This is a genomic window from Lysobacter capsici (assembly GCF_014779555.2).
GTDB classification, from domain to species: domain Bacteria; phylum Pseudomonadota; class Gammaproteobacteria; order Xanthomonadales; family Xanthomonadaceae; genus Lysobacter; species Lysobacter capsici.
In genome coordinates this window covers 2,754,536-2,777,160 of sequence record NZ_CP094357.1, presented here as the reverse complement: position 1 = coordinate 2,777,160, position 22,625 = coordinate 2,754,536, and the positions used below count along the sequence as shown (strand labels likewise).

Annotated in this window: 15 protein-coding genes; 4 read left to right on the top strand and 11 right to left on the bottom strand. The window is 67.3% G+C overall.

Features of this window, described 5'->3' with window-relative positions:
- Nucleotides 1–156 precede the first annotated feature (156 nt).
- From ligD to IEQ11_RS11680, 5 genes are all read right to left on the bottom strand, one after another.
- Entirely contained in the window at nucleotides 157–2,874 is a 2,718-nt protein-coding gene (ligD, locus tag IEQ11_RS11700) for a DNA ligase D (protein WP_191822572.1), read from the bottom strand.
- A 36-nt stretch (nucleotides 2,875–2,910) separates the two neighbouring features.
- Nucleotides 2,911–3,822, bottom strand: a complete 912-nt coding sequence (gene ku / locus IEQ11_RS11695) for a non-homologous end joining protein Ku (RefSeq protein WP_191822573.1) — start codon at nucleotides 3,820–3,822, stop codon at nucleotides 2,911–2,913.
- 2 nt (nucleotides 3,823–3,824) lie between these two features.
- Nucleotides 3,825–4,337, bottom strand: a complete 513-nt coding sequence (locus tag IEQ11_RS11690; protein ID WP_191822574.1) for a low affinity iron permease family protein — start codon at nucleotides 4,335–4,337, stop codon at nucleotides 3,825–3,827.
- A complete protein-coding gene (locus IEQ11_RS11685; protein WP_057921573.1) occupies nucleotides 4,334–4,753 on the bottom strand; it encodes a hypothetical protein in 420 nt (139 codons plus the stop codon). The genes IEQ11_RS11690 and IEQ11_RS11685 overlap by 4 nt, the downstream gene beginning before the upstream one ends.
- Nucleotides 4,754–5,337: 584 nt before the next feature.
- A complete protein-coding gene (locus IEQ11_RS11680; RefSeq protein ID WP_191822575.1) occupies nucleotides 5,338–9,777 on the bottom strand; it encodes a DEAD/DEAH box helicase in 4,440 nt (1,479 codons plus the stop codon).
- Nucleotides 9,778–10,234: 457 nt separating this feature from the next.
- Between IEQ11_RS11680 and IEQ11_RS11675 the strand changes: the two genes are divergently transcribed.
- Nucleotides 10,235–12,712 (top strand): heavy metal translocating P-type ATPase, encoded by a 2,478-nt coding sequence (locus IEQ11_RS11675; protein WP_191822576.1) that lies wholly within the window; start codon nucleotides 10,235–10,237, stop codon nucleotides 12,710–12,712.
- Nucleotides 12,713–12,753: 41 nt separating this feature from the next.
- Nucleotides 12,754–13,236: a Cu(I)-responsive transcriptional regulator gene (cueR, locus tag IEQ11_RS11670; RefSeq protein WP_191822577.1), complete on the top strand. Its 483-nt coding sequence runs from the start codon at nucleotides 12,754–12,756 to the stop codon at nucleotides 13,234–13,236.
- 470 nt (nucleotides 13,237–13,706) lie between these two features.
- Here the strand turns inward: cueR and IEQ11_RS11665 are convergent, their stop codons facing one another.
- Genes IEQ11_RS11665 through IEQ11_RS11645 form a run of 5 tightly spaced genes read right to left on the bottom strand, consistent with a single transcriptional unit; the run spans nucleotide 13,707 to nucleotide 18,441 of the window.
- Nucleotides 13,707–14,462, bottom strand: coding sequence for an SDR family oxidoreductase (locus IEQ11_RS11665; RefSeq protein ID WP_191822578.1), 756 nt, complete (start codon nucleotides 14,460–14,462; stop codon nucleotides 13,707–13,709).
- 35 nt (nucleotides 14,463–14,497) lie between these two features.
- The gene (locus IEQ11_RS11660; RefSeq protein WP_191822579.1) at nucleotides 14,498–15,262 is read right to left on the bottom strand and encodes a histidine phosphatase family protein; all 765 of its coding nucleotides are present in this window, start codon (nucleotides 15,260–15,262) and stop codon (nucleotides 14,498–14,500) included.
- Nucleotide 15,263: 1 nt separating this feature from the next.
- On the bottom strand, nucleotides 15,264–16,349 hold the full coding sequence (locus IEQ11_RS11655; protein ID WP_191822580.1) for a phosphotransferase family protein: 1,086 nt from the start codon (nucleotides 16,347–16,349) through the stop codon (nucleotides 15,264–15,266).
- Nucleotides 16,346–17,182, bottom strand: coding sequence for an SDR family oxidoreductase (locus tag IEQ11_RS11650; protein ID WP_191822581.1), 837 nt, complete (start codon nucleotides 17,180–17,182; stop codon nucleotides 16,346–16,348). The genes IEQ11_RS11655 and IEQ11_RS11650 overlap by 4 nt, the downstream gene beginning before the upstream one ends.
- On the bottom strand, nucleotides 17,179–18,441 hold the full coding sequence (locus tag IEQ11_RS11645) for an acyl-CoA dehydrogenase family protein (RefSeq protein WP_191822582.1): 1,263 nt from the start codon (nucleotides 18,439–18,441) through the stop codon (nucleotides 17,179–17,181). Before IEQ11_RS11645 ends, IEQ11_RS11650 begins: the two co-directional genes overlap by 4 nt.
- Before the next feature lie 91 nt (nucleotides 18,442–18,532).
- On the opposite strand from IEQ11_RS11645, the gene IEQ11_RS11640 reads away from it, so the two are divergent.
- Nucleotides 18,533–19,459, top strand: coding sequence for a LysR family transcriptional regulator (locus tag IEQ11_RS11640; protein WP_191822583.1), 927 nt, complete (start codon nucleotides 18,533–18,535; stop codon nucleotides 19,457–19,459).
- A gap of 952 nt (nucleotides 19,460–20,411) precedes the next feature.
- On the opposite strand, the gene IEQ11_RS11635 is transcribed toward IEQ11_RS11640, so the two are convergent.
- Nucleotides 20,412–21,200 (bottom strand): TorF family putative porin, encoded by a 789-nt coding sequence (locus tag IEQ11_RS11635; RefSeq protein ID WP_191823902.1) that lies wholly within the window; start codon nucleotides 21,198–21,200, stop codon nucleotides 20,412–20,414.
- A gap of 271 nt (nucleotides 21,201–21,471) precedes the next feature.
- On the opposite strand from IEQ11_RS11635, the gene IEQ11_RS11630 reads away from it, so the two are divergent.
- Nucleotides 21,472–22,620: a polyamine ABC transporter substrate-binding protein gene (locus IEQ11_RS11630; RefSeq protein ID WP_247024809.1), complete on the top strand. Its 1,149-nt coding sequence runs from the start codon at nucleotides 21,472–21,474 to the stop codon at nucleotides 22,618–22,620.
- Nucleotides 22,621–22,625 lie beyond the last annotated feature (5 nt).

The window sequence follows — 22,625 nt, the reverse complement described above, 5'->3', positions numbered from 1 at the left end:
GTAAGGCGCTTTGTTCGGGGCGATTGGATGCTTGCGGTTGGGCGCGGGCCCTCACCCCGGCCCTCTCCCGCAAGCGGGAGAGGGAGCTAAGCGGAGCCGGAGATGGGGTGGCCTGGAATGGTGTGAGGCCGCCGGTTTCGCGCCAGGGCGTGGCCGCTAGAGCTTGGGCAATCGCTGCCGGCTCGAGGCGTAGCCTTCCCACGGATCGCTGCGCAGCCGCTTCGCGCGGCGCAGGGCCTTGCCCAGATCGAAATCGGTGGAGGCGCGGCTGCGCGCGAATTCGTCCCAGCGCAGCGGCATCGCCACCGGCGCGCCCTCGCGCGCGCGCAGCGACCAGCCGGTGACGCTGGTCGCGCCGCGCGCATTGCGCAGCCAGTCGATGAAGATGCGGTCCTTGCGCACCGCCTTGGATGCGGTGGCGACGTAACGCAAGGGCGAGTTCTCCACCATCGCATCGGCGAAGGCTTCGCAGAAGGCTTTGACCTGCGGCCAGTCCGGCCCGCGCTGGATCGGCACGCATACATGCGCGCCCTTGCCGCCGGACAGGCGCACCCAGCTGTCCAGGCCGATCTCGGCCAGCCGGTCGCGCACTTCGCGCGCGGCGCGCTTGAGTTCGCTCCAGGCGATGCCTTCGGCGGGATCGAGATCGAAGATCAGACGATCGGGCCGGTCCGGCTTGTCGCGCCGCGCGCCCCAGGGATGGAACTCCAGGGTATTCATCTGCACCAGCGCCAACACGCCCTGGATGTCGTCGACATAGACGTAGTCGGCCTGGCCTGCGGATTCGCGCAAGCTCACCGGATGCACATCGGGACCGAAGCCGTCGCTGTGGTGCTTGTGAAAGAAGCACTGCGAGCCGATGCCGTCGGGACAGCGCAGCAGCGAGACCGGCCGGTCGATCAGTTCCGGCAACAGCCAGCGTTCGACCGCGCGATAGTAGTCGGCGACCTCGCCCTTGCTGATCTTCGCATCCGGAAACACGATGCGTTCGGGATGGGTGATGCGTTGTTCGGACATGCCCTGCTCCTCGACGGCGGCCTTTGCTCGTGACTTCGCGGGCAATTTCGCGGCGGATTTTGCGCTCGGCTTGGCGCGGCCATCGGTAGCGGCGGATGGCCGACCCCCGCTGCCTCTACCCTTGCCCTCGCCCGCAGACGCAGCACCCAGATCCGCGGCGCTCTTGTCCTCGCGCAAGCGCGCGAAACTGGCCTGACGGATCAGGCCTTCCTTGCCGCGGCCGCGCGAATGCACGTCGATGACGAGTTTTGGTTCGACCCAATGCACGCTGCGCCGCGAAAACGGTACGTGTTCTGGCAATTCGACCGACGCGTGCTCGCTATGCAGGCCACGCAGGCGCCGGGTCAGGCTGCGCAAGGTGTCGTCGTTGAAGCCGCTGCCGACCCGGCCGACATACACCAGGCCGCCTTGCTCGGGACGCGCGAGCAGCAACGAACCGAAGCCCTGCCGGCTGTTCTTCGGCGGGGTGTAGCCGACCACGATGAATTCCTCGTCGGCCTTGTGCTTGAGCTTGATCCAGGCCTGGCTGCGGCCGCCGCGGTACGGCGCATCGGCGCGCTTGCTGATGATGCCTTCCAGCCCGGCCTTGGCGCTGGCCGCGAGCACCTGATCGGCCGGACCTTGCACGTGCTCGCTGAAGGCCAGCGGCGAGGCTTCGCCCGCCGCCAATACCTCGCGCAACAGATCGCGACGCGCCGACTGCGCGGCGCCGCGCAGATCGATCCCGTCCAGGTACAGCAGATCGAACACGACGTAGCGCAATGCATCGACCTGCCCCGCTTCCAGCCGCCGCTGCAGTTCGCCGAAATCGCTGTGGCCGGCGCGGTCTTGCGCGATCAATTCGCCGTCCAGGATGGCGCTGCGCAGCGGCAGCGCGTCCACCGCCTCGGCCAAGGCCGGGAAGCGTCCGGTCCAGTCCAGGCGATTGCGCGATTCCAGGCGCGTGGCGCGTTGGCGATACCCGATCAGGCGGTAGCCGTCCCATTTGATCTCGTGCAGCCAGTCGCCGCCGACCGGCGGATGCTCGCGCAACGTCGCCAGTTGCAGTTCGATTTGTTTCGGCATCGCCGCGACCTCCGCGCCCGGCAAGGCCAGCGCTTGCTTGCGCCAGTCGGTGCTTGCGGCCGAAGCCTTCGCGACAGAACTCTTCGAGGCAGGCTTGGCCTTGGCCGCCCTTGCCGTCTGCAAGGATTTATCGACGGGCTTCGCGGCGGCTTTCATCGCCGACTTTTTCGCGGCCCGCTTGCTTGTCTTCGTCGTCGCCCGAGCCCCGCCGCGCGAACGCGCGGAACCAGTGGCCGCGTCGACACCCGCCCCCATCGCCTCGACCATCGCATCGGCATCGCTGTCCTGCACATATTCGTCGCTGCGCTTGATCAACAGCCATTGCCGCTGCCGCCCCGAGGGCTTGGTCCTGACCAGAGTGAAACGGCCGCGCAAACGCTCGCCGTCGAGCTCGAAATCCAGCTTGCCCGCGGCGATCTGTTCCAGCGCATCGCCGTCGCTGTGCCAGGTGCCGCGATCGAAGATATCGACATGGCCGGCGCCGTAATGGCCCTGCGGGATATCGCCTTCGAAACCGGCGTAGTCGAGCGGATGATCCTCGACCTCGACCGCTAGCCGGCGTTCGCCGGCGCGCAGCGACGGGCCCTTGGGCACCGCCCAGCTCTTCAGCACGCCGTCGGCTTCCAGGCGGAAGTCGTAATGACGGGCGCGGGCGTGATGCAGCTGCACTACGAAAATGGGTTGCGCGCGGCTGTGCCGCGATTTCGCGCCCGGCTTGGTGTTCGCCCGCTCGACTCCGGGCTCAGGAGTCGCGTCGAGCCGGCGTTTGCGCACATAGTCGCGCAGGCTCATCGACGGCGGTCCACGCGGCGGACGCTACTCACGGCCTCAAGCCGACTTGCGTGCGCGTTTCTTGGCCGGCGCCTTGCGCGCGGTCTTCTTCGCCGCCTTCTTCGCGGTTTTCTTGCCCGCCTGCGCCGGCGCGGCCTGAGCGCTACCGCTCTTCTTGCTCAGGCTGCGCCTGAGCAGCTCGGCGAAGTCGATGACGTTGGTCGCCGCGTTCTCGGGCAGCTTGGCGTCGTCGGTGTCCTTGCCGCGCACCACCTTCTTCGACTTGACCCGTTGCTCGATCACCTTGTGCAGGCGCTGACGGAAGTCGTCCTTGTAGCTGTCGGGCTGCCACTGGCTGCTCATCGACTTGATCAACTGCTCGGCCATGTCGATCTCGCGCGGCGAGATCTTCCACTTCGCCAAGCCGCCCTCGGGCAGTTTGTAGTCGGCCGGATCGACCAGTTCCTGGGCGTAGCGCAGGATCATCAACAGCAAGGCTTCGCCGTGCGGCATCACCGCGGCCAGGTATTCGCGGGTGCGGATCACCACCCGGCCGATCCCGACCTTGCCGCTGCGCTTGAGCACTTCGCGCAGCAGCACATAGCCTTTCTCGGCTTTCTTGCCCGGCTCGAGGATGTAGGGCTTCTCAAAGAACTGCGCGCCGATCGAGTCGGCGTCGACGAAGGTGTCGATGTCGACGCTCTCCTTGTTGTCCGGCGAGGCCGCGGCGATATCGGCCTCCTCGATCACCACATAGCTGCCCTTGTCGTATTCGAACGCCTTGACGATTTCCTTCCACGGCACCTCTTCGCCGGTTTCCTCGTTGACCCGCTCGTAGCGGATCGGCGCCTTGTTGCGGCTGTCGAGCATGCGGAAATGCAGGTCGACGCGGCGCTCGCCGGTCATCAGCTTGACCGGGATATTGAGCAGGCCGAACGACAGGGTACCGGTCCAGATCGGGCGGGCCATGGTCAAACCTCGTCTTGGGTGTTGGAACGGCGGTCGCCGTCGCGATCGCGCGGGTCGGCGCCTTGTTGATCGGACCGCGGCGGAGCGTCGCGATCGCCGTCGTCGTCCATGCCGAACGAAGGATCCTCGCAGGCCGCCCTCGCCCCGCCGTCGCGCGCTTTCTTCGCCAGCGCTTCGTAACGGTTGCGGAACTGTTCCAGCGTGGCCTCGTCGAGTTCCTCCATGTCCAGCAAGGTGTTGTCGGCGCGGCGCACCGCGCGGATCAGTTCGTCGAGCTTGATCTGCACCGCGGCGGAGTCGCGGTTCTGCGAGTTCTGGATCAGGAACACCATCAGGAAGGTGATGATGGTCGTGCCGGTATTGATCACCAGTTGCCAGGTATCGCTGAAACCGAACAGCGGACCGGACACCACCCACGCCAGCACCACGCCGACCGCGAGTCCGAAGCAGGTCGGATGGCCGGTGAACCGCGCCGCGGCCTTCGCGCCGCGCTCGAAGGCGTGGCGCAGGCTCATGCGTGGTGACTGCGGCGCGGACGCAGCCGATCGCGTTGTTCCAGGCGATGCCAGGCCGCTTCGACCATCGGCCGGGCTTCGTCCCAATCGAGTTTCGACACGCCGCGTACCCGCTTGTAGCAGCGGATCAGGTCCTCCTCCATTTCGCGCAAACCGCGGCCGTGCGAACGCATGTAGGCGTCCAGGCCGAGTTTCACCGCCGGTTCGTAGTCGCTGTAGCGCAATCCGGGACGATCGACCAGGACACGATACTGGCCGCGCCAATACAGCAGCTCCGAATCCATGTCGACGACATCGTGCGCCAGCATCGAGCCGGTGGACCCTGCGGCCAGGCACGACGCGTCGACGGAAGCCTGCGCGGTGACGTTCAAAGCGGACGATTCGGAATCGCTGGTTCGGTAATTGTCGACGGGCATGATCGAATCCTCTTGACGGACGGGGCGCAGGCGACCGATGACGAGCTGCGGGAGCGAGCTGCATGGACGGGCTGCATTGAATCGCGAGGAGCGCGCGGCGTTCGCTGGATCGGCGACATCGATGGCGCGCTGCGTGAATCGCTGTGTGCCGTACCTTGCCACTTGCGCATGCGAAGACTGCGTCAGTGCGATTACGCGCGATTGCGCTTTCGTTCATCAAGCTGCCTGGGGCGCAGAGCGTCGTAACGCGAAGCCGATGAAGCATTCAGTCGTTAACTGTGACGCAATTCCGCGGCGGCGCATCGACGCAACACGGCGCGCTCACACCGGCGCAACACCGAAGCTGCGACGCGGCCGTCTAACCTGAGATTCATCCGTCGAACACGCGGGCTTAACCGGAGGCGCGAGCGATATGCGCGCCCGACGAATGCGCGCTTGCGATGAACGCGGCCCATGCCGTTGGTCGGACCGGCGCGATCAACCCGAGTCATAAAGCAATCGCGCAAGTAAATGCGCGAGAAGATGCGCGACCGCCGCGTGCTTGCCCGCAATGCGGCGAGACAATGCGACGACAGGCGATCGGGCTAGGTCCGCCCCAGATTGCGCAGCACCTCGTCGATGGTCGACTCCGCGGCCGCCGCGGCGCTGCCGGGGCGGCGCATCAGCAGGCGGTGCACCTCGCGTTGCGCGTCCGCCGGCAGGCTTTCGATTTCCTCCACCTGCCCGGCCAGCAGGCTCGCCACCGCGACGCCGTCGCGGAAGGCGATGCGCGCGCCGGGAATGCGCGGCACCTTGGCGCCGGCCAGCACGCTGCCGGTGAGGTTGAGCGGATCGGCGGCGGAAATGCAGATCACCTCGCCGCTGTGCTCGCGCTGGCGAACCTGGCGCAAGGCGTTGACCGCATCGGGCAGCGCGTACTGCTCGCCGGTCATGCCGCTGATGAAACGGCCGCCGCGGATTTCGCCGCGCGCTTCCAGACGCCGGTACACCCGCAGCAGATCGCGCCACGGCGGCAACCACGCCGCCTCGCGCTGGATCAGCCGCCAGAACACCACGCCGTAGCGTTCGAGCAGGCGCCAGGCGATGTGTTCGGTCGCCTCGGTGTTGCGCGCCGCGGTCTGCGCCGGTGTGGCGGTCGTCGGCTCGGCCGATGCGTCGAGCGGCCGGGTCAGCGACCAACGTCCGGCGTCCTGCAGATCGGTCAGCATCGCCCGACGCCGCCGGCTGCCGTGCGCCGAGGCGCGCTTGGACGGCGGCACCAGCAAGGCGCGCAGACCGGCGAAGCTGTCGCAGGTGATGCGGCCGCGGGTCACCAGTTCGCCGAGCGCTTCTTCCAGTTCGGTGCGCAGCAGATGCGCTGAATGTTCGAGCTCGTCGAAGAACGAGGCGCCGCGCGATTCCAATGCGGCGAGCACCCGCTGCGCACGCGAGGACACCGGCGCGGGATCGGTGTTGCGCACCGCGCTCAGGCTCCAGTCGGCCAGCGCGCGGCGCGGCAGCAGCACGATCGGGGTCTGGCGCACGCTCGGCACGCCTTGCGGCGCGCTCGGGTCGGTGCCGCCGGCGTTCGGACGCAGCCGCGCCCAGGTCACCCGTCCGGCGGTGCATAGCTCGTCGAGCCAGGCCGAATCGTAGTCGCCGATGCGCGACGGCAGCAGTTCGCTTTCCCAGACCGATGCCGGCGCTTCATAACCTTCGAGTTGTTCCAGCACCGTGCGCAGCGCCTGCGGGCCGCTCATGCGGGTGGGCTTGGACAGGTGCTGCCAATCGAACAGAAAGCGCGCGTAATCGCGTGGCGCGACCGGTTCGATCTCGCGACGCAGGCGTCCGACCGTGTAGCGATGGATACGCGCGAGCAGATGGCGTTCGCACCATTCTTCCTCGCCGGCGAGCAGGCTGGCGCGGCTGAAACGGCCGCGCATCACATAGCCTTCCTGCTCCAGCCGCAGCAGGGCGAGTTCGATTTCACCCGATTCACGCCGGCTGTCGCGCGCCAACGCGGCGATCGTGGTCGGGCCCAGCCCGGTCAGGCGCGAGCGCAGCAGATCGATCAGCGCGTCTTCGGCGCCCCACTGCACTTGCGCGTATTCGCGCGGCACTTCGACCGCCGGTTCGGCGATGGCGTCGGCGAAGATCGCGCGGGCCTGCGGCAGGGTTTCGGTCGCGACCCACCACGACGGCGCCGGGTCGTCGGCGCGCAGGCGCAAGGCGGTGGCGCGGCCGTCGGCCACGAGCGCGCCCAGCCAATCGGTCCAGGCATTGGCCGCCGCTTCGTCGACGGTGACGTAACCCAGGCCCATCAACGCTTCGTGCATTTCGTCGGGGTCGCGCGCTTCCGGCCAGGCCTCGGCGCGCACCGCGTCGATGGCCTCCGGATCGAGCCGGCCCAGATCGTCGGCGCTGTCGGCTTCGGCGTAACGCCGCGCCATCACCGCCTGGGTGCGGCGTTCCTCCAGCGGCGCATCGTCGAGGAAGGCGTAGGGCTTGGCGTTGAGCGCCTCGGCCGCGATCGGCGACGGGCCGGTGACGTCGCGTCCGATCACCCGCACCTCGCCCGCTTCCAGGCGTCGCAGCATGCGCAGCCAGCCGGCGCTGTCCATCGCTTCGTACAGACAGTCCTGCAAGGTCTGTTCGACCAGCGGATGGTCGGGCACTTCGCGCTCGCCGACCAGATTTTCCGCGCAGGCGACCTGATCGGGAAACACCGTCGCCAGCAGATCCTCGCTCTTCATCCGCTGCAGTTGCGGCGCGACCTTGCGCCCGCCGACGAATCGCGGCAAGGCCAGCGAGGTGGTCGCGTTCCAGCGCCAGCGCACCGCGAACAACGGCGCGTCGAGCAGCGCCTGAATCAACACGTCCAGCGCCGAGGCCGAATGCAGGTAACGCGCGACGTCTTCGAGCGGGAAGCTGTGGCTGGTCGACAGCGACAGCACGATCGCGTCCTCGGTCGCGGCGGCCTGCAGTTCGAAATTGAACTTGCGGCAGAAGCGTTTGCGCAGCGCCAGGCCCCAGGCGCGGTTGATGCGACTGCCGTACGGCGAATGGATCACCAGCTGGGTGCCGCCGGATTCGTCGAAGAACCGCTCGAACACCAGGGTGTCCTGGGTCGGCACGATGCCGAGCACCTGACGGGTGCGGCCCAGATAATCGACCACCTGCAGCGCGCTTTCCGGATCGATATCGATCTGTTCGCCGAGTTTGCGCGCGGCGCCGCCGCTATCGATCGCGCCGGACGCACCCGCGGTTTCGCCCAACAAGGCATCGACCGCGCCGCGCAGGCGCGACACGCTGGCCGACAGTTCGTCGCTGCGGCCCGGCGCTTCGCCGAGCCAGAACGGAATATTCGGCGGCTGGCCCTGCGCGTCCTCGACCCGCACCCGGCCCGGTTCGACCCGCAGGATGCGGTAGCTGGCGTTGCCGAGCTGGAACACGTCGCCGGCCAGGCTTTCGATCGCGAAGTCTTCGTTGACGTTGCCGATCATGTGGTTTTCCGGCTCCAGCACCACCGAGTAATCGCCGGTGTCGGGAATCGTGCCGCCCGACATCACCGCGGTCATGCGGCTGCCGCGGCGCGCGCGCAGCCGCGCGTTGACCGCGTCGCGATGGATATAGGCCGCGCGCGGCCCGCGCCGGGTGGTGAAACCGTCGGCGAGCATGCGCACGACCGCATCGAAATCCTTGCGCTGCAACCGCGCATACGGCCAGGCGCCGCGCACCAGCGCGTACAGCGCGTCTTCGCTGCATTCCTGCGCGGCCACTTCGGCGACGATCTGCTGCGCCAGCACGTCCAGCGGCGCCTGCGGAATCTGCAGCGCATCGAGTTCGCCGCGACGCACGCTGTCCAACAACGCCGCGCATTCGACCAGATCGTCGCGCGATTGCGGGAACAGACGGCCCTTCGGCACGCCGCCGACATGGTGGCCGGCGCGGCCGACGCGTTGCAGGAACGCGGCGATCGCGCGCGGCGAACCGAGCTGGCAGACCAAGTCGACATCGCCGATGTCGATGCCCAGTTCCAGCGACGCGGTCGCGACCAGCACCCGCAACTGCCCGCTCTTGAGCCGCTGCTCGGCGTCCAGGCGCAGTTCGCGCGACAGGCTGCCGTGATGCGCGGCGACCACGTCCTTGCCGAGCCGGTCGGCGAGATGGCGCGCGGCGCGTTCGGCCATGCGCCGGGTGTTGACGAATACCAGCGTGGTGCGGTGTTCGCCGACCAATGCGGCCAGCCGTTCGTAAACCTCGTCCCATTGTTCGTGCGACATCACCGCCGACAACGGCGAACCCGGCAATTCCAGGGCGAGATCGCGCTGCTTGGCGTAGCCGATATCGACGATCGCGCAATCGGGCTGGCCGTCGGCATCGACCGCGTCGCTGCCGACCAGGAAACGCGCGACTTCGATGATCGGTTTCTGCGTCGCCGACAATCCGATGCGCAGCGGCGGTTTCGTACACAGGCCGCGCAGGCGTTCGAGGGTCAGGCTGAGGTGACTGCCGCGCTTGTCGTCGGCGACCGCGTGGATTTCATCGACGATGACCGAGCGCACGGTCGACAGCATGGCGCGCCCGGATTCCGAACCCATCAGCACGTACAGCGATTCGGGCGTGGTCACCAGGATGTGCGGCGGCCGCTTGCGCATCGCCACGCGCTCGCCGGCCGGGGTGTCGCCGGTGCGCACCGCGGTGCGGATGCCGGGGTCGGCCAGGCCCATGCGCTGCAAGTGCTCGGCGATGCCGGCCAGCGGCGCTTCCAGGTTCAGATGGATATCGTTGGACAGCGCCTTCAGCGGCGAGACGTAGACCACCGCGGTTTCGTCGCGCAATCCGTGTTCGAGCCCTTCGCGCACCAGTTCGTCGATCGCGGCCAGGAACGCGGTCAGGGTCTTGCCCGAACCGGTCGGCGCGGCCACCAGGGTGTTGCGCCCGGCGCGGATGTTCGGCCACGCCAGTTCCTGCGCCTGGGTCGGCGCCGGAAACGCCGCGCGGAACCAGGCGGCGACTGCGGGATGGAAATCGTCTAGCACCATGAGCGGGGACGGCCTGCCGATTGGGAGCGGTGACTGGGGATCGTTGCTGAATATGGGGCCGATTTTGGCATTGGCTAGCGTGTGGGCGACGTGTCTCAGTGGGTGCGACTGAATTGTTCACCGCTTGGGGGCAAGCGCATTGCAGATGTCTGAACGGGGCGATGTGCGGTGAGCGCGGGGCTTCGGGCTTGCGGCGTGTTTGCGGTGGCGCGGTCGCGGCTTGCGCCGCTCCTACAGGGGGCGGCCGAGGCTTCGTATCTTCCTGTAGGAGCGGCGCGAGCCGCGACCGCGAACCAACGGCCCACGGCGCCACTCACGCCTCGCAATCGCAATCGCAACGCCCGACGCCCGATCCACCGCGTCGAACCGGCCTTTCACTCACGCCCCGGCCCCAAGCTTGACCTTACCATCATGGGAACCCCCAACCTGCCCGGCATCGAGTCTCCCGGGAACCCCCATGAACGCCCCGCACCACGTCGCCCCCCTCCCGCAACGCCTGCGCCTGCGCGTCGCCGGAATGACCTGCAGCTCCTGCGTCGGCCGCATCGAGCGGGCCGTGTCCGCCCTGCCCGGCGTCGCCGAGGTCAGCGTCAATCTGGCCACCGAAATCGCCGAGGTCGCCCACGACGCCAGCGTCTCCGCCGCGCAGATCGAACGCGCCATCGCCGCCGCCGGTTACAGCGTCCCCAGCGAGGAGCTCGTGCTGGCCCTGCGCGGGATGAATTGCGGCTCCTGCGTCGGCCGGATCGAGAAGGCGCTCACCGCGGTGCCGGGCGTGCTCGAGGCCTCGGTCAATCTGGCCACCGAGCGCGCCAGGCTGCGCATGCTCAAAGGCACCGACACGGCCGCGCTGATCGCCGCAGTCAAGCGCGCCGGTTACGAAGCGAGCCTGCCCGACAGCGACCCGGACAACCCGTCCGGCGGCGGCGCAAGCAGCGCATCCGCTGGCGACAGCACGCACGCGCCGCGCACCGACAGCGGCACGGCCACCGCCGCCGCCCACGGCAACGCCAAGCCCACGCTGACGCGCGAAACCCGTCATCTGCTGATCGCCGCCGCGCTGTCGCTGCCCTTGGTCGCGCCGATGCTCGGCCTGTTGTTCGGCCAGCACTGGATGCTGCCGGGCTGGCTGCAGTTCGCCCTGGCCACGCCGGTGCAGTTCTGGCTCGGCGCGCGCTTCTACCGCGCCGGCTGGAGCGCGCTGCGCGCGCGCAGCGGCAACATGGACCTGCTGGTCGCGCTCGGCAGCAGCGCCGGTTACGGCCTGAGCCTGTATCACCTGCTGCGCGGCGATCAGATGCAGCTGTATTTCGAAACCTCGGCGGTGATCGTCACCCTGATCCTGTTCGGCAAGTGGCTGGAAGCGCGCGCCAAGCGCCAGACCACCGCGGCGATCCGCGCCCTGCAGGCGCTGCGTCCGAGCAGCGCGCGGGTGCTGCGCGACGGCGTCGAACACGAACTGCCGCTGGCGCAACTGCGAGTCGGCGACCTCGTGGTGGTGCGTCCGGGCGAACGCCTGCCGGCCGACGGCCGCATCGTCGAGGGCCTGACTCACGTCGACGAATCCCTGCTCACCGGCGAATCCCTGCCGGTGGCGCGCGAAAGCGGCGACCGCGTCACCGGCGGCGCGATCAACGGCGAAGGCCGCATCGTGGTCGAGACCGTGGCGGTCGGCGCGGAGAGCGCGCTCGCCCGCATCATCCGTCTGGTCGAAGACGCGCAGGCCAAGAAGGCGCCGATCCAGCATCTGGTCGACCGGGTCAGCGCGGTGTTCGTGCCGGTGGTGATCGCGATCGCGCTGCTGACCCTGATCGGTTGGGGTCTGTATGCCGGCGACTGGAGCCAGGCCGTGCTCAACGCGGTCGCGGTGCTGGTGATCGCTTGTCCGTGCGCGCTGGGCCTGGCCACGCCGACCGCGATCATGGCCGGCACCGGCGTGGCCGCGCGCGCGGGCATTCTGATCAAGGACGCCGAAGCGCTGGAAATCGCGCATCGGATCGACGTGGTCGCGTTCGACAAGACCGGCACCCTGACCGAAGGCAAGCCGGTGCTGAGCGAATGGACCGCGCTCGACGGCGATCGCGACGCACTGCTGCGCCTGGCCGCGGCGCTGCAATCGGGCAGCGAGCATCCGCTCGCGCGCGCCACCCTCGACGCGGCGCGCGCGCTGAGCCTGCCGCCGGTGTCGCAATTGCAGGCGCTGGCCGGACGCGGCCTGCGCGGCGAGGTCGAAGGCCGCAACCTGCTGCTCGGCAGCACCCGCATGCTCGAAGAGGCCGGCGTCGATCTGCAACCACTGCGCGAAGCGGCGCAGCGCCTGGCCGACAGCGGCCACAGCGTGTCGTGGCTCGCGCGCCACGGCGCCGACGGCGCGCAGTTGCTGGGCTTGCTCGGCTTCCGCGACACCCCGCGCGCCAACGCCCGGGCCGCGATCGAACGCCTGCACGCGCTGGGCGTGAGCACCGCGATGATTTCCGGCGATCACATCGGCGCAGCGCGCGCGGTCGCCGCCGAACTGGGCATCGACCAGATCCGCGCCGACGTATTGCCCGAACAGAAGGCCGCCGCGGTCGCCGAACTCGGCCAATTCCGCACCGTGGCGATGGTCGGCGACGGCGTCAACGACGCGCCCGCGCTGGCCGCGGCCGACGTCGGCATCGCCATGGGCAGCGGCACCGACGTGGCGATGCAGGCCGCCGGCATCACCCTGATGCGCGCCGAACCGGGACTGGTCGCCGACGCGATCGAAATCTCGCGCCGCACCAGCCGCAAGATCCGCCAGAACCTGTTCTGGGCGTTCGGCTACAACGTGATAGGGATCGGCCTGGCGACCTTGGGCTGGTTGAACCCGGTGGTCGCCGCCGCGGCGATGGCCTTCTCCAGCGTCAGCGTGATCGGCAACACTCTGCTGCTGCGCCGCTGGAAACCGGCATGAACGCTTACGTACCCTTCGTTACCGGAAACAGGAACCGCGCCATGACCCGCAACGCGCCCGAACTCGCCCAGGCCAAGGCCGACGGCCTGCACAACATCGGCGAAGCCGCCCAGCTCAGCGGGGTGAGCGCGAAGATGATCCGGCATTACGAAAGCATCGACCTGATTCCGACCGCCGGCCGCAGCATCGCCGGCTATCGTCTGTACCGCGACAGCGACCTGCACCGGCTGCGCTTCATCAAGCGCTCGCGCTCGCTGGGGTTTTCGATCAAGCAGATCGAGACCTTGCTGGGGCTGTGGGACAACCGCTCGCGCGAAAGCGGCGAGGTCAAGCGGCTGGCGCTGGATCACGCGGCTGAACTGGCGGCGAAGATCCGCGAGATGCAGGCGATGCAGCACACACTGGAGCAACTGGCGCGGCGGTGCCACGGGGACGATCGGCCGGAGTGTCCGATTCTTGAGGATCTTGCTCAGGATGAGTGTTGTGGGGGCTCGGACGATGCCTTACGCGCCGACGGACAATAAACCGTAAAGACGGATCGTTGATCCGGGAATGCCCCACGCAACACCGCGTCCCTTCCAGACCGTCATTCCCGCGAAGGCGGGCTCTGCTTTACTTCGGCGAAGCCGAACATCCAGGGACTTTCGTGCGAGAACGCTTGAAGTCACTGGATTCCCGCTTCCGCGGGAATGACGTTCTGGAAAATTACGTCATGACCGATGAGGCGCGGTCGCGGCTCACGCCGCTCCTACAGGTAGATAACGGATATACATACACGTCGGATGCTACGGCGCCTCCCTGTAGGAGCGGCGCAAGCCGCGACCGCGTCACAACGCCTGCGTCGCAGCCCGCATCGCAAGCTACGACCGCGCCACAACGACTACGACGACCAAGCGGGCTACGACGAAACCCTCGCCGCAGACCGCAATTCGCGGTCGCGGCTCGCGCCGCTCCTACAGGGGGCTACCGAAACAACACGAACGGCTGCGGACGATCAATTGAGCTTCGCCACCCACGCCAACGGCATCCGCTTCATCAACCACCCCAACGGCGCCCACGGCCACCACGGCACGTAGGCCTTGGCTTTCTCCTTCTCGATCGCCCGCACCAGCAACCGGCAACCGGTGGCCTCGTCGATGATGAAAGGCGTCTGCTTGGCCGGCGCGCCGTCGTTCATTTCGGTGCGGATGTAGCCGGGGTAAATCGTGCTGATCTTGATCGAGGGCTTGCGCAGCATGTCGGTGCGGATGCCTTCGGCCAGCGAGGCCACGCCGGCCTTGCTCGCGGCGTAGGCGGTCAGGCCGCCGCGCATGCCGCGCATCGCGCTCATCGAGGAGATCAATACGAGGTGCCCCTGGCCCGCGGCGCGAAAGATTTCCACCGCCGCTTCGCACTGCGCCAGCGCGGCCAGGAAATTGGTTTCGACGATGCTGCGGTTCAAGGCGAACTGGCCCTTGCCGACCGGCGCGCCCTGGCCGATGCCGGCATTGACGATCACCCGATCCAGGCCGCCGAGTGCGTCGCGGGCGGCGGCGAACACCGCGAACACTTGCTGGTGATCGGTCACGTCCAGGCTGTGGATGCTCACGCGGATGCCCGGATGCGCGCCCTCCAGTTCGGCCTTGAGCGCTTCCAGGCGATCGAGGCGCCGCGCGCACAGGGCGAGGTCGCTGCCGGCGCGGGCGAACTCGCGCGCCATGCCGCGGCCGAGTCCGGAACTGGCGCCGGTGATGAGGATACGTTTGCGCATGCGGCGAACTCCGGTTCCGGTTGAGGCGCGAAGCCTCAGCGATAAGTGATCAGGTCGGCGCGCCCGTAAAGATGGGCGTGGCCGTTGAAGGTGGACAGACGCAGGCCGCCGCGAGCGACATGCACTTGGGTGACGCCGGCGTTGACCAGCGTCCAGCTGAGTTTCATCGCCTGCGCATCGGGCGCCTGCAGCAGGTGCTGGACGATCGCGGCGATCGGGCCGCCGGAGGTGAACACCCAGATATTCGAAGCCGACGACGGCGCGGCGTCGGCCGCGGCCTGCAGGGCATCGCGGCAACGCTGGCCGAACGCCGGCCACGGTTCGCTGTACTCGTGATCGAACTCACCGCCCGACCAGCGCGTCATCGCCGCGGCGAACAGCGTCTGAAAGGCGCGGCGTGGGTCGGTGGCGCGGCCGAGTTCGGCGACCAAGTGTTCGTGATCGCCGTATTCGGGTTTGTGGCGGGCGATGATTTGCTGGTGGTCGAATTCGTTCCAGCGTGGGTCGGTTTGGGGGGGGGCCCTCACCCCAACCCCTCTCCCGTGGACGGGAGAGGGGCTTGCATCCGCGTGGTCGTGTTGGGGTGCGTGTGTTGGATACATCGCCGCCAGGCATTCTTCGGCGGTCTGTCGATGCCGGCGCATGCCGCCGCAGATCGCGATGTCGCCCTCGCCCGCCAACGGCGCCAATGCGGCGCCGAGCAGACGCGACTGTTCGCGTCCGCGCTCGCTGAGTTGATCGTAATCGGCCGCGCCGAACGCGGCCTGGCCGTGGCGGATCAGATGGATGGTCGCGGCCATGTCAGCGCCCTCGCCGGTCTTGCGCGATCGCGCGTCGGCAACGCCAATGCAGGTAATTCACCGACAGCCAGAAGCGTTTGAACGCCGGGTTGCGGGTCTGCCGATGGTGATAGCGGTAATAGATCTGCTGGGCGATCGCCGACAGGCGAAACAGTCCGTAGACCTCATAGAACGCCCAACTGCGCGGCTGCATGCCGGTGCGTTCGCTGTAGTACTGCATGACTTCGCGCCGAGTGAACATGCCGGGCAAATGAGTCGGTTGACGCCGCGTATCGCGGGCGATGAAGTCGTCGCCGGCCTCGACCCAATAGGCGAGCAGATTGCCGACATCCATCAACGGATCGCCGAGCGTCGCCAGCTCCCAGTCCAGCACGCCGATCACCCGGGTCGGATCGTCCGCATCGAGCACCACATTATCGAAACGGAAGTCGTTGTGGGTCAGGCAGATGCGTTCGTCCCGCGGCAGGTTCGCCCGCAACCAGGCCATGATCTTGCCGCCGCCGGGAACGTTCCAGGTGCGCGCATCGGTGTAACGCTTGCTCCAGCCGTCGATTTGACGCTGCCCGTAACCGGCGCCCGGCGCGAAGTGCTCCAGGCCGGCGGCGCGATGATCGACCTGATGCAATGCGATCAAGGTGTCCAGCACCTGGATGCACAGGGTCCGCACTTTGTCGCGGCTCAGTTCCAGTCCGGGCGGCAGATTCTTGCGCAGGATCAGCCCATCGAGCCGCTGCATCACGTAGAACTCCGCGCCGATCACCTCAAGGTCTTCGCAATGCGCGTACATCGCGGGTACGAACGGAAACACCGGCCTCAGCGCCTGCTGGATGCGGAATTCGCGGCCCATATCGTGCGCCGACTTGGCCTTCTTGCCAGCCGGCGGGCGGCGCAGGATCAGGTCGTCGTTGTCGTAGTGCAGACGATAGGTCCAGTTCGACGCGCCGCCAGCGTACTGGGTGACCTGCGGCGTACCCTGCAGATGCGGCAGGCGCGGCTTGAGCCAGGCGTCGACCGCGGCCGCGTCGAGTTCCTCGCCCGCGCGCACCGCGCGCGAGCCGTCGCTGCTGCGTTCGCCCGCCACGCTCATGCCTTGCTGCCGACCGGCGCCGGCTTCTTCTTCGCCCCACCCTGGCCGGCGCGACGCATCGCCGCTTCGTACCAGCTGTAAGGCAAGAACCGCTTGAGCATCCAGAACCGCCGCGCCGAGGCATGGGTGAGGATGCGGAACTCGCCGCGCGCCACGCCGGCGCGGATCATCGTCGCGATCTCGTCGGCGCCGATGGTGGATTCGTCGACCAGCTTGCGCATCCAGCGCGCATAGCGCGGGTCGGTGCTGCGCAGGCTTTCGCTGAGGTTGGTGCGAAAGAACGCCGGACACACCACGCTGACTTCGATGCCGGCCGATCCGAGTTCGGCCTTGAGCGTTTCCGACAGCGCCACCACCGCGGCCTTGGTCGCGTTGTACGCGCCCGCGAACGGCGGATGGATCAAACCGGCCATCGAGGCGATGTTGACCAGCCGGCCGCTGCCCTGCTTGCGCAGCAACGGCGCGAACACCTTGCAGCCGCGCACCACGCCGAGCAGGTTGATGTCGATCATCCACTGCCAGTCGGCGATCGGCATGGCCTCGACCGGCCCCATGTCGGCGACGCCGGCATTGTTGAACACCAGGTCGACCCCGCCCCATTGCGCCAGCAGCCAGTCGGCCGCGGCCTGCAAGTCTTCTTCGCGGGTCACATCGCAGTGCAGGTAATGCGCGGTCGCCCCCGACGCGCGCAACGCCGCGAGGGTTTCTTCGCCGCGCGCCGCGTTTACATCGCCGATGCACACGCGCGCGCCGTCGCGGGCGTAGCCTTCGGCAAGGGCGCGGCCGAGCCCGGATGCGCCGCCGGTGATGAAGACGCGGGTTGCGCTGGTCATGCGGATTCCTTGTTGGCGCCGCGGCTGCGATTGGAAGACAGACCATACTTGGCCAGTTCCATGCGCGCGACCATCGCACGATGCACTTCGTCGGGGCCGTCGGCAATGCGCAAGGCGCGCGCGATCATGAACAATCCGGTCAACGGCAGATCGTTCGACACCCCGGCGCCGCCGTGCATCTGGATCGCCTGGTCGACGATGTCCTGCAGCATGTTCGGCGCGACCACCTTGATCGCCGAGATTTCGGTCATCGCCGCCTTGACCCCGAAGCTCTCGATTTTCCAGGCCGCGTACAAGGTCAGCAGACGCGCCTGATCGATCGCCATGCGCGCCTGCGCGATGCGTTCGAGATTGCCGCCCAGGCGCAGGATCGGCTGGCCGAACGCCTGGCGCGAGGCGCCGCGGCGGATGGTCAGTTCCAGCGCGCGCTCGGCCGCGCCGATCGCGCGCATGCAATGGTGGATGCGGCCCGGGCCGAGCCGTCCTTGCGCGATCGCGAAACCCTGACCCAGGCCGAGGATCAACTGGTCCTTGTGCACGCGCACGTTGTCGAACACGACCTCGCCGTGGCCGTACGGCGGATCGAACTCGCCGAAGGTCGGCAGCATGCGTTCGATCCGCACGCCCGGCGCATCCAGCGGCACCAGCACCATGCTGTGACGCTTGTGCGGTTCGGCGTCCGGGTCGGACAGGCCCATGAAGATCGCGAGTTTCGCCTCGGGATGGCCGATGCCGGTCGACCACCACTTGCGGCCGTCCAACACCAAGTGATCGCCGTCCACGCGCACGGTCGCCTGCATATTGGTCGCATCCGACGAAGCCACATCGGGCTCGGTCATGCAGAACACCGAGCGGATCTCGCCGTCCAGCAGCGGCCGCAGCCACTGCTGTTTCTGCGCATCGCTGCCGAAGTGATGCAGCACTTCCATGTTGCCGGTGTCGGGCGCGTTGCAGTTGAAGATTTCCGCGGCGAATTCGTAATGGCCCATGGCCTCGGCCAGCGGCGCGTAATCGAGCACCGACAGGCCCGCGCCGAGCTGCGCATCGGGCAGGAACAGATTCCACAGCCCAGCCTCGCGCGCCTTTCGCTTGAGTTCGCCGATACGCGGATGCAGCCGCCACTGGCGCCAGTCGGCGCCGGCGTTGGTCTGCGCGTTCTCGCGCCGATAGGTGTCCTCGAACGGCGCGATGTGTTCGGCGATGAAGCCTTGCAGGCGTTGCAAATACTCGGCGCTGCGCGCGCTGGGTGCGAAGTCCATCACGAATTCCCGATGCCGGCGAAAGCCCGGCCCGTCTGCATCCTAGGCGCCCGGCCGGCATGAATGAAGTGATCTTTGCTAACTTCGCATCATGAACCAGATTCATAACCGGACCGACCAGCTCGACCTCAACCTGCTCAAGGTGTTCGAGGCCGTGTACCGCGAGCAGAACCTCAGCCGCGCGGCGCAGTCGCTGTACCTCACGCCGTCGGCGGTGAGCCATGCCCTGGCGCGCCTGCGCCAACAATTCGGCGATCCGCTGTTCGTGCGCGACGGCCGGCGCATGAGCCCGACCCCGGCCTGCCAGCGCATCGCGCCGCTGCTGACCGACGCGCTCAGCCGCCTGCGCGAACTGCTGCAGCAATGGGATCGTTTCGATCCCGCCCAGGCCCGCCAGGGCTTCCGCATCGGCATGCCTGACGCGACCGAGACCGCCCTGCTGCCGGCCCTGGCGCAAGCACTGCACGCGCAGGCGCCGGGCGCGACCCTGGCCAGCGTGGCGGTGGCGCGGCGCGAACTGGGCCGCGAACTCGCCGCCGGCCAGGTCGACCTGGCCATCGACGTGGCCTTGCCGATCAGCGAACCGGTGCGGCATCAGCCCTTGTTTCAGGATGGCTTCTGCGTGGTGATGCGCGCCGGCCATGCGTTGGCCAAGCGGCTGAGCTTGAAGCAGTACCTGCAGGCGCGGCATGTCGCGGTGTCCACGCGCGCGAGCGGTCAGGTGATCGAGGACATCGCGCTGCTCAATCTCGGGCTGCAGCGACCGATCGCGCTGCGTTGCCAGAACTATCACTCGGCCTGCGAGGTGGTGGCGCAGTCCGATGCCTTGTTGACGATGCCCGCGGGGTTGGCGGGACGGATCATCGGCCGTTCGCGTTTGTTGCGGGTGGCGGTGCCGTTCGCGTTGCCGGCGGCGCAACTGCATCTATATTGGCATGCGAACAGCGAGTTCGATCCGGCCAATCGGTGGTTGCGGGAGGTGGTGGGCGGGGTGTGTGAGCGGGGGTTGTTTGGGTGATGGGTGGTTCTTTTCGCGCCGCGTGTTTGGATTGCGGTTCATTGCATTGAACACCATAAATTGCATTCAGCGCGTAGGCATAGCGAGCTTCGCCGGCCCCGGCAGGAGCGGCGTCCTACTGGATTTCCGTCGGTTACAAGCCGCGACCGCGCCATTACGGCAACGGCGAAACGTTCGTCGTAGCCGTAATGGCGCGGTCGCGGCTCGCGCCGCTCCTACAGGTAGGCCATGCGGCTTTTGCTTGGGCTTGAAGCCGCGCAGTTCATCCAGCGCTGCGAGGCCACTGACTTGCGAGAACAAGGGTACACCCGTAGGGCGGCGCACAGGGATGTGCGCCGTGCGCCACCGAGACAGGATGTCTCGTGTGGCGCATGCCCGCGTCGGCACCTCACGCGCGGGCCCTTGATTCACAAAAAAGCGTTTTTCTTTGGTTACCTTTCTTTTGTCGCTTTTGACAAAAGAAAGTAACTCGGCCGCTTGCGGACGAAAGCTGTTGATCTTGCCTTTAGCTTTAAAAGCTGTAGAGCTTCAAAGCTTTGAAGCCTTTAAAGCTGCAAACAGGATCAAAAGCGTTCCGCCGCTAAAGCGGCGGGTCACTTTCTTTTGTCTAAAGCAACAAAAGAAAGGTAACCAAAGAAAAATGCTTTTCTTTGAATCAAGGGCCCGCAAGCGCGGAGCATTCGCGGGCATGCGCCACACGAGACATCCTGTCTCGGTGGCGCACGGCGCACATCCATGTGCGCCGCCCTACGGGTGTCCTCTTGTTCTCGCAAGCCAGTGACCTCGCAGCGCTGGATGAACTGCGCGACTTCAAGCCCAAGCAAAAGCCACATGGCCTACCTGTAGGAGCGGCGCAAGCCGCGACCGCGTCATCACAGCGATCTCGCAACCTACGTCATAGCCGCAAAGCAACACAAAGCGGAAGACCACGACGTCGGCACACCATCCCCCCTTAAAACTCCCAACCAACCAACAACGTCACCTTGCCATCGGCCAACGTCGCATCGTCCAACGCCTCCGATAATTTCGGCCCATAGCTGGACGTATCGGTGTACTGAAGCTCCGCCTTGACCGGCCCGAACTCGCGCGTCACGCCCAGCAGATAGTCGTTGTAACTGTCCCCGGCCGCATCCTGCAGATCGTAGTGGCCGAACTGCGCCTTCAATCCGAAACCGCTGTCGCCCAGCGGCCACTCGCCGCCCGCGTTCCAGTAATAGCCCTTGCCGCCCAGGCCGAAGATGTCCGGCGAATAGGCCAGGCCCACGTGGTAGTACTCGGCGAAACTCAAGGTGCCTTCCAGCTCGGTGTAGTCGTAGTCGAAACCTTTGCGCGCGCCCGGATACGCGGCGCGGGTCAGCACGAGGTCGAGTTCCAGGCCGGGACGCAGTTCGCCGGCCCAGCCGAGGTAGCCGTCGAGTTCGTAATCGATGCCGTCGTCCTCTTCGCCCGCGCCGGTGAAGTCGATGCTCGACGCCCACAGGCCGACATAGAAGCCGCTGCTGTGCTCGAGGTTGATCTCGGCCTGCACGGCGGGATCTTCCTGGGTCTGGGATACGCCGCGCCAGACGTAGTCGCTCATCGCGCTGACGCTGCCGCGCACCGACCATGGGGCGTCGGCGCTCGCGGGAGCGGCGGGCGGATCGTCCTGGGCCAATGCCGGCAACGGCAGCAGCAGCGAGGCGAGCGCGACGGCCCGCGCCGCGGTGGCGAGCGGGGAACGGTTGGGTGGGCGAATCGGCATCACAGTTCTCCCCGAACGGTGGTGGTGGGCTTGGACAGGTGTCGAGGCAGACGATAACGCAGGCGCCGGCGTGCATGGTGGTGCGCGGTCGGGGTGTGGGGGGGCGCGGCGTTTCGCGGCGGCGCGACACCCTCACCCCAACCCCTCTCCCGCAGGCGGGAGAGGGGCTTCAAATCCGGGCGTCGTCGCAAACAGCTAGCAATACCCGCATTGACACCGTGCGCCCCCGCTCCGAACATCCCCGCAACGCCTCGTTTCTCCGGAGTTCGCCGTGATCCTGCGCCTCGCCCCGCTCGCCTGCGCCCTGCTGCTGACCGCCTGCGGCGGCGGCAAGCCGTCCGATGCCCCGACGGCCGCCACGCCGGCCGGCGCGGAGGAGAAGGTGCTCAACGTCTACAACTGGTCGGATTACGTCGCCGACGACACGGTCAAGAATTTCGAGACGGCCAACGGCATCAAGGTCAACTACGACGTCTACGACGCCAACGAAACCCTTGAAAGCAAGCTCAGCGCCGGTGCATCAGGCTACGACGTGGTGTTCCCGTCGGCGCGGCCGTTCGCGCAGCGCCAGGTCAAGGCCGGGATGTACGCCGCGCTGGACAAGAGCAAGCTCAAGAACTGGAATCACCTGGACCCGCAACTGCTGCTCAACCTCGCCGCGATCGATCCGGGCAACGCCCACCTGGTGCCGTACATGTGGGGCACCACCGGGCTGGGCATCAACATCGACAAGATCAAGGCCGCGCTCGGCGCCGATGCGCCGCTGGATTCGTGGTCGCTGCTGTTCGATCCGGCCAATGCCGCCAAGTTGCACAAGTGCGGCATCACCGTGCTCGACGACGATCAGGAAACCTTCGGCGCGGCGCTGATCTGGCTCGGCCGCGATCCCAATGCCGGCGCCGCCGACGAGATCGACGCGGTGCGCAAGGTCTACGGCGCGATCCGCCCGTACGTGCGCACCTTCAACAACGCCGAGTACAAGGACGCCTTCGCCAACGGCGACGCCTGCCTGGTGATGGGCTACTCGGGCGACATCGCCCAGGCCAGCACCGATGCCTTCGATGCGGCCAAGAAAGCCGGACAGCCGGCGCCGAACCTGCGCTTCGTGATTCCGAAGGAAGGCGCGATCCGCTGGGTCGATGTGATCGCGATCCCGAAGGACAGCAAGCACCTCGGCAACGCTCACGCCTTCATCGACTACTTGCTCGACCCCAAGGTCGCCGCGGCGATCAGCAACCATGTCGCCTATGCCAGCGCCAACAAGGACGCGACCGCGCTGGTCGATCCGGCGATCGCCCAGGACGTCGGCGTGTATCCGCCGGAAAACGTGCGCGCCAAGCTGATCGATCCCAAGAGCCTGCCCGAAGACGTGCAACGCCAGCGCGTGCGCGCCTGGACCAGCATCAAGAGCGGGCACTGAGCGCG

Excerpts from the sequence above, each read along its gene's own strand:
- IEQ11_RS11690 (WP_191822574.1), bottom strand. The coding sequence starts at position 4,337 with ATGAGCCTGCGCCACGCCTTCGAGCGCGGCGCGAAGGCCGCGGCGCGG.
- IEQ11_RS11650 (WP_191822581.1), bottom strand. The coding sequence starts at position 17,182 with ATGACCAGCGCAACCCGCGTCTTCATCACCGGCGGCGCATCCGGGCTC.
- cueR (WP_191822577.1), top strand. The coding sequence starts at position 12,754 with ATGACCCGCAACGCGCCCGAACTCGCCCAGGCCAAGGCCGACGGCCTG.
- ligD (WP_191822572.1), bottom strand. The coding sequence starts at position 2,874 with ATGAGCCTGCGCGACTATGTGCGCAAACGCCGGCTCGACGCGACTCCT.
- IEQ11_RS11645 (WP_191822582.1), bottom strand. The coding sequence starts at position 18,441 with ATGGACTTCGCACCCAGCGCGCGCAGCGCCGAGTATTTGCAACGCCTG.
- IEQ11_RS11675 (WP_191822576.1), top strand. The coding sequence starts at position 10,235 with ATGAACGCCCCGCACCACGTCGCCCCCCTCCCGCAACGCCTGCGCCTG.
- IEQ11_RS11655 (WP_191822580.1), bottom strand. The coding sequence starts at position 16,349 with ATGAGCGTGGCGGGCGAACGCAGCAGCGACGGCTCGCGCGCGGTGCGC.
- IEQ11_RS11660 (WP_191822579.1), bottom strand. The coding sequence starts at position 15,262 with ATGGCCGCGACCATCCATCTGATCCGCCACGGCCAGGCCGCGTTCGGC.
- IEQ11_RS11640 (WP_191822583.1), top strand. The coding sequence starts at position 18,533 with ATGAACCAGATTCATAACCGGACCGACCAGCTCGACCTCAACCTGCTC.
- IEQ11_RS11685 (WP_057921573.1), bottom strand. The coding sequence starts at position 4,753 with ATGCCCGTCGACAATTACCGAACCAGCGATTCCGAATCGTCCGCTTTG.
- IEQ11_RS11665 (WP_191822578.1), bottom strand. The coding sequence starts at position 14,462 with ATGCGCAAACGTATCCTCATCACCGGCGCCAGTTCCGGACTCGGCCGC.
- IEQ11_RS11635 (WP_191823902.1), bottom strand. The coding sequence starts at position 21,200 with ATGCCGATTCGCCCACCCAACCGTTCCCCGCTCGCCACCGCGGCGCGG.
- ku (WP_191822573.1), bottom strand. The coding sequence starts at position 3,822 with ATGGCCCGCCCGATCTGGACCGGTACCCTGTCGTTCGGCCTGCTCAAT.
- IEQ11_RS11680 (WP_191822575.1), bottom strand. The coding sequence starts at position 9,777 with ATGGTGCTAGACGATTTCCATCCCGCAGTCGCCGCCTGGTTCCGCGCG.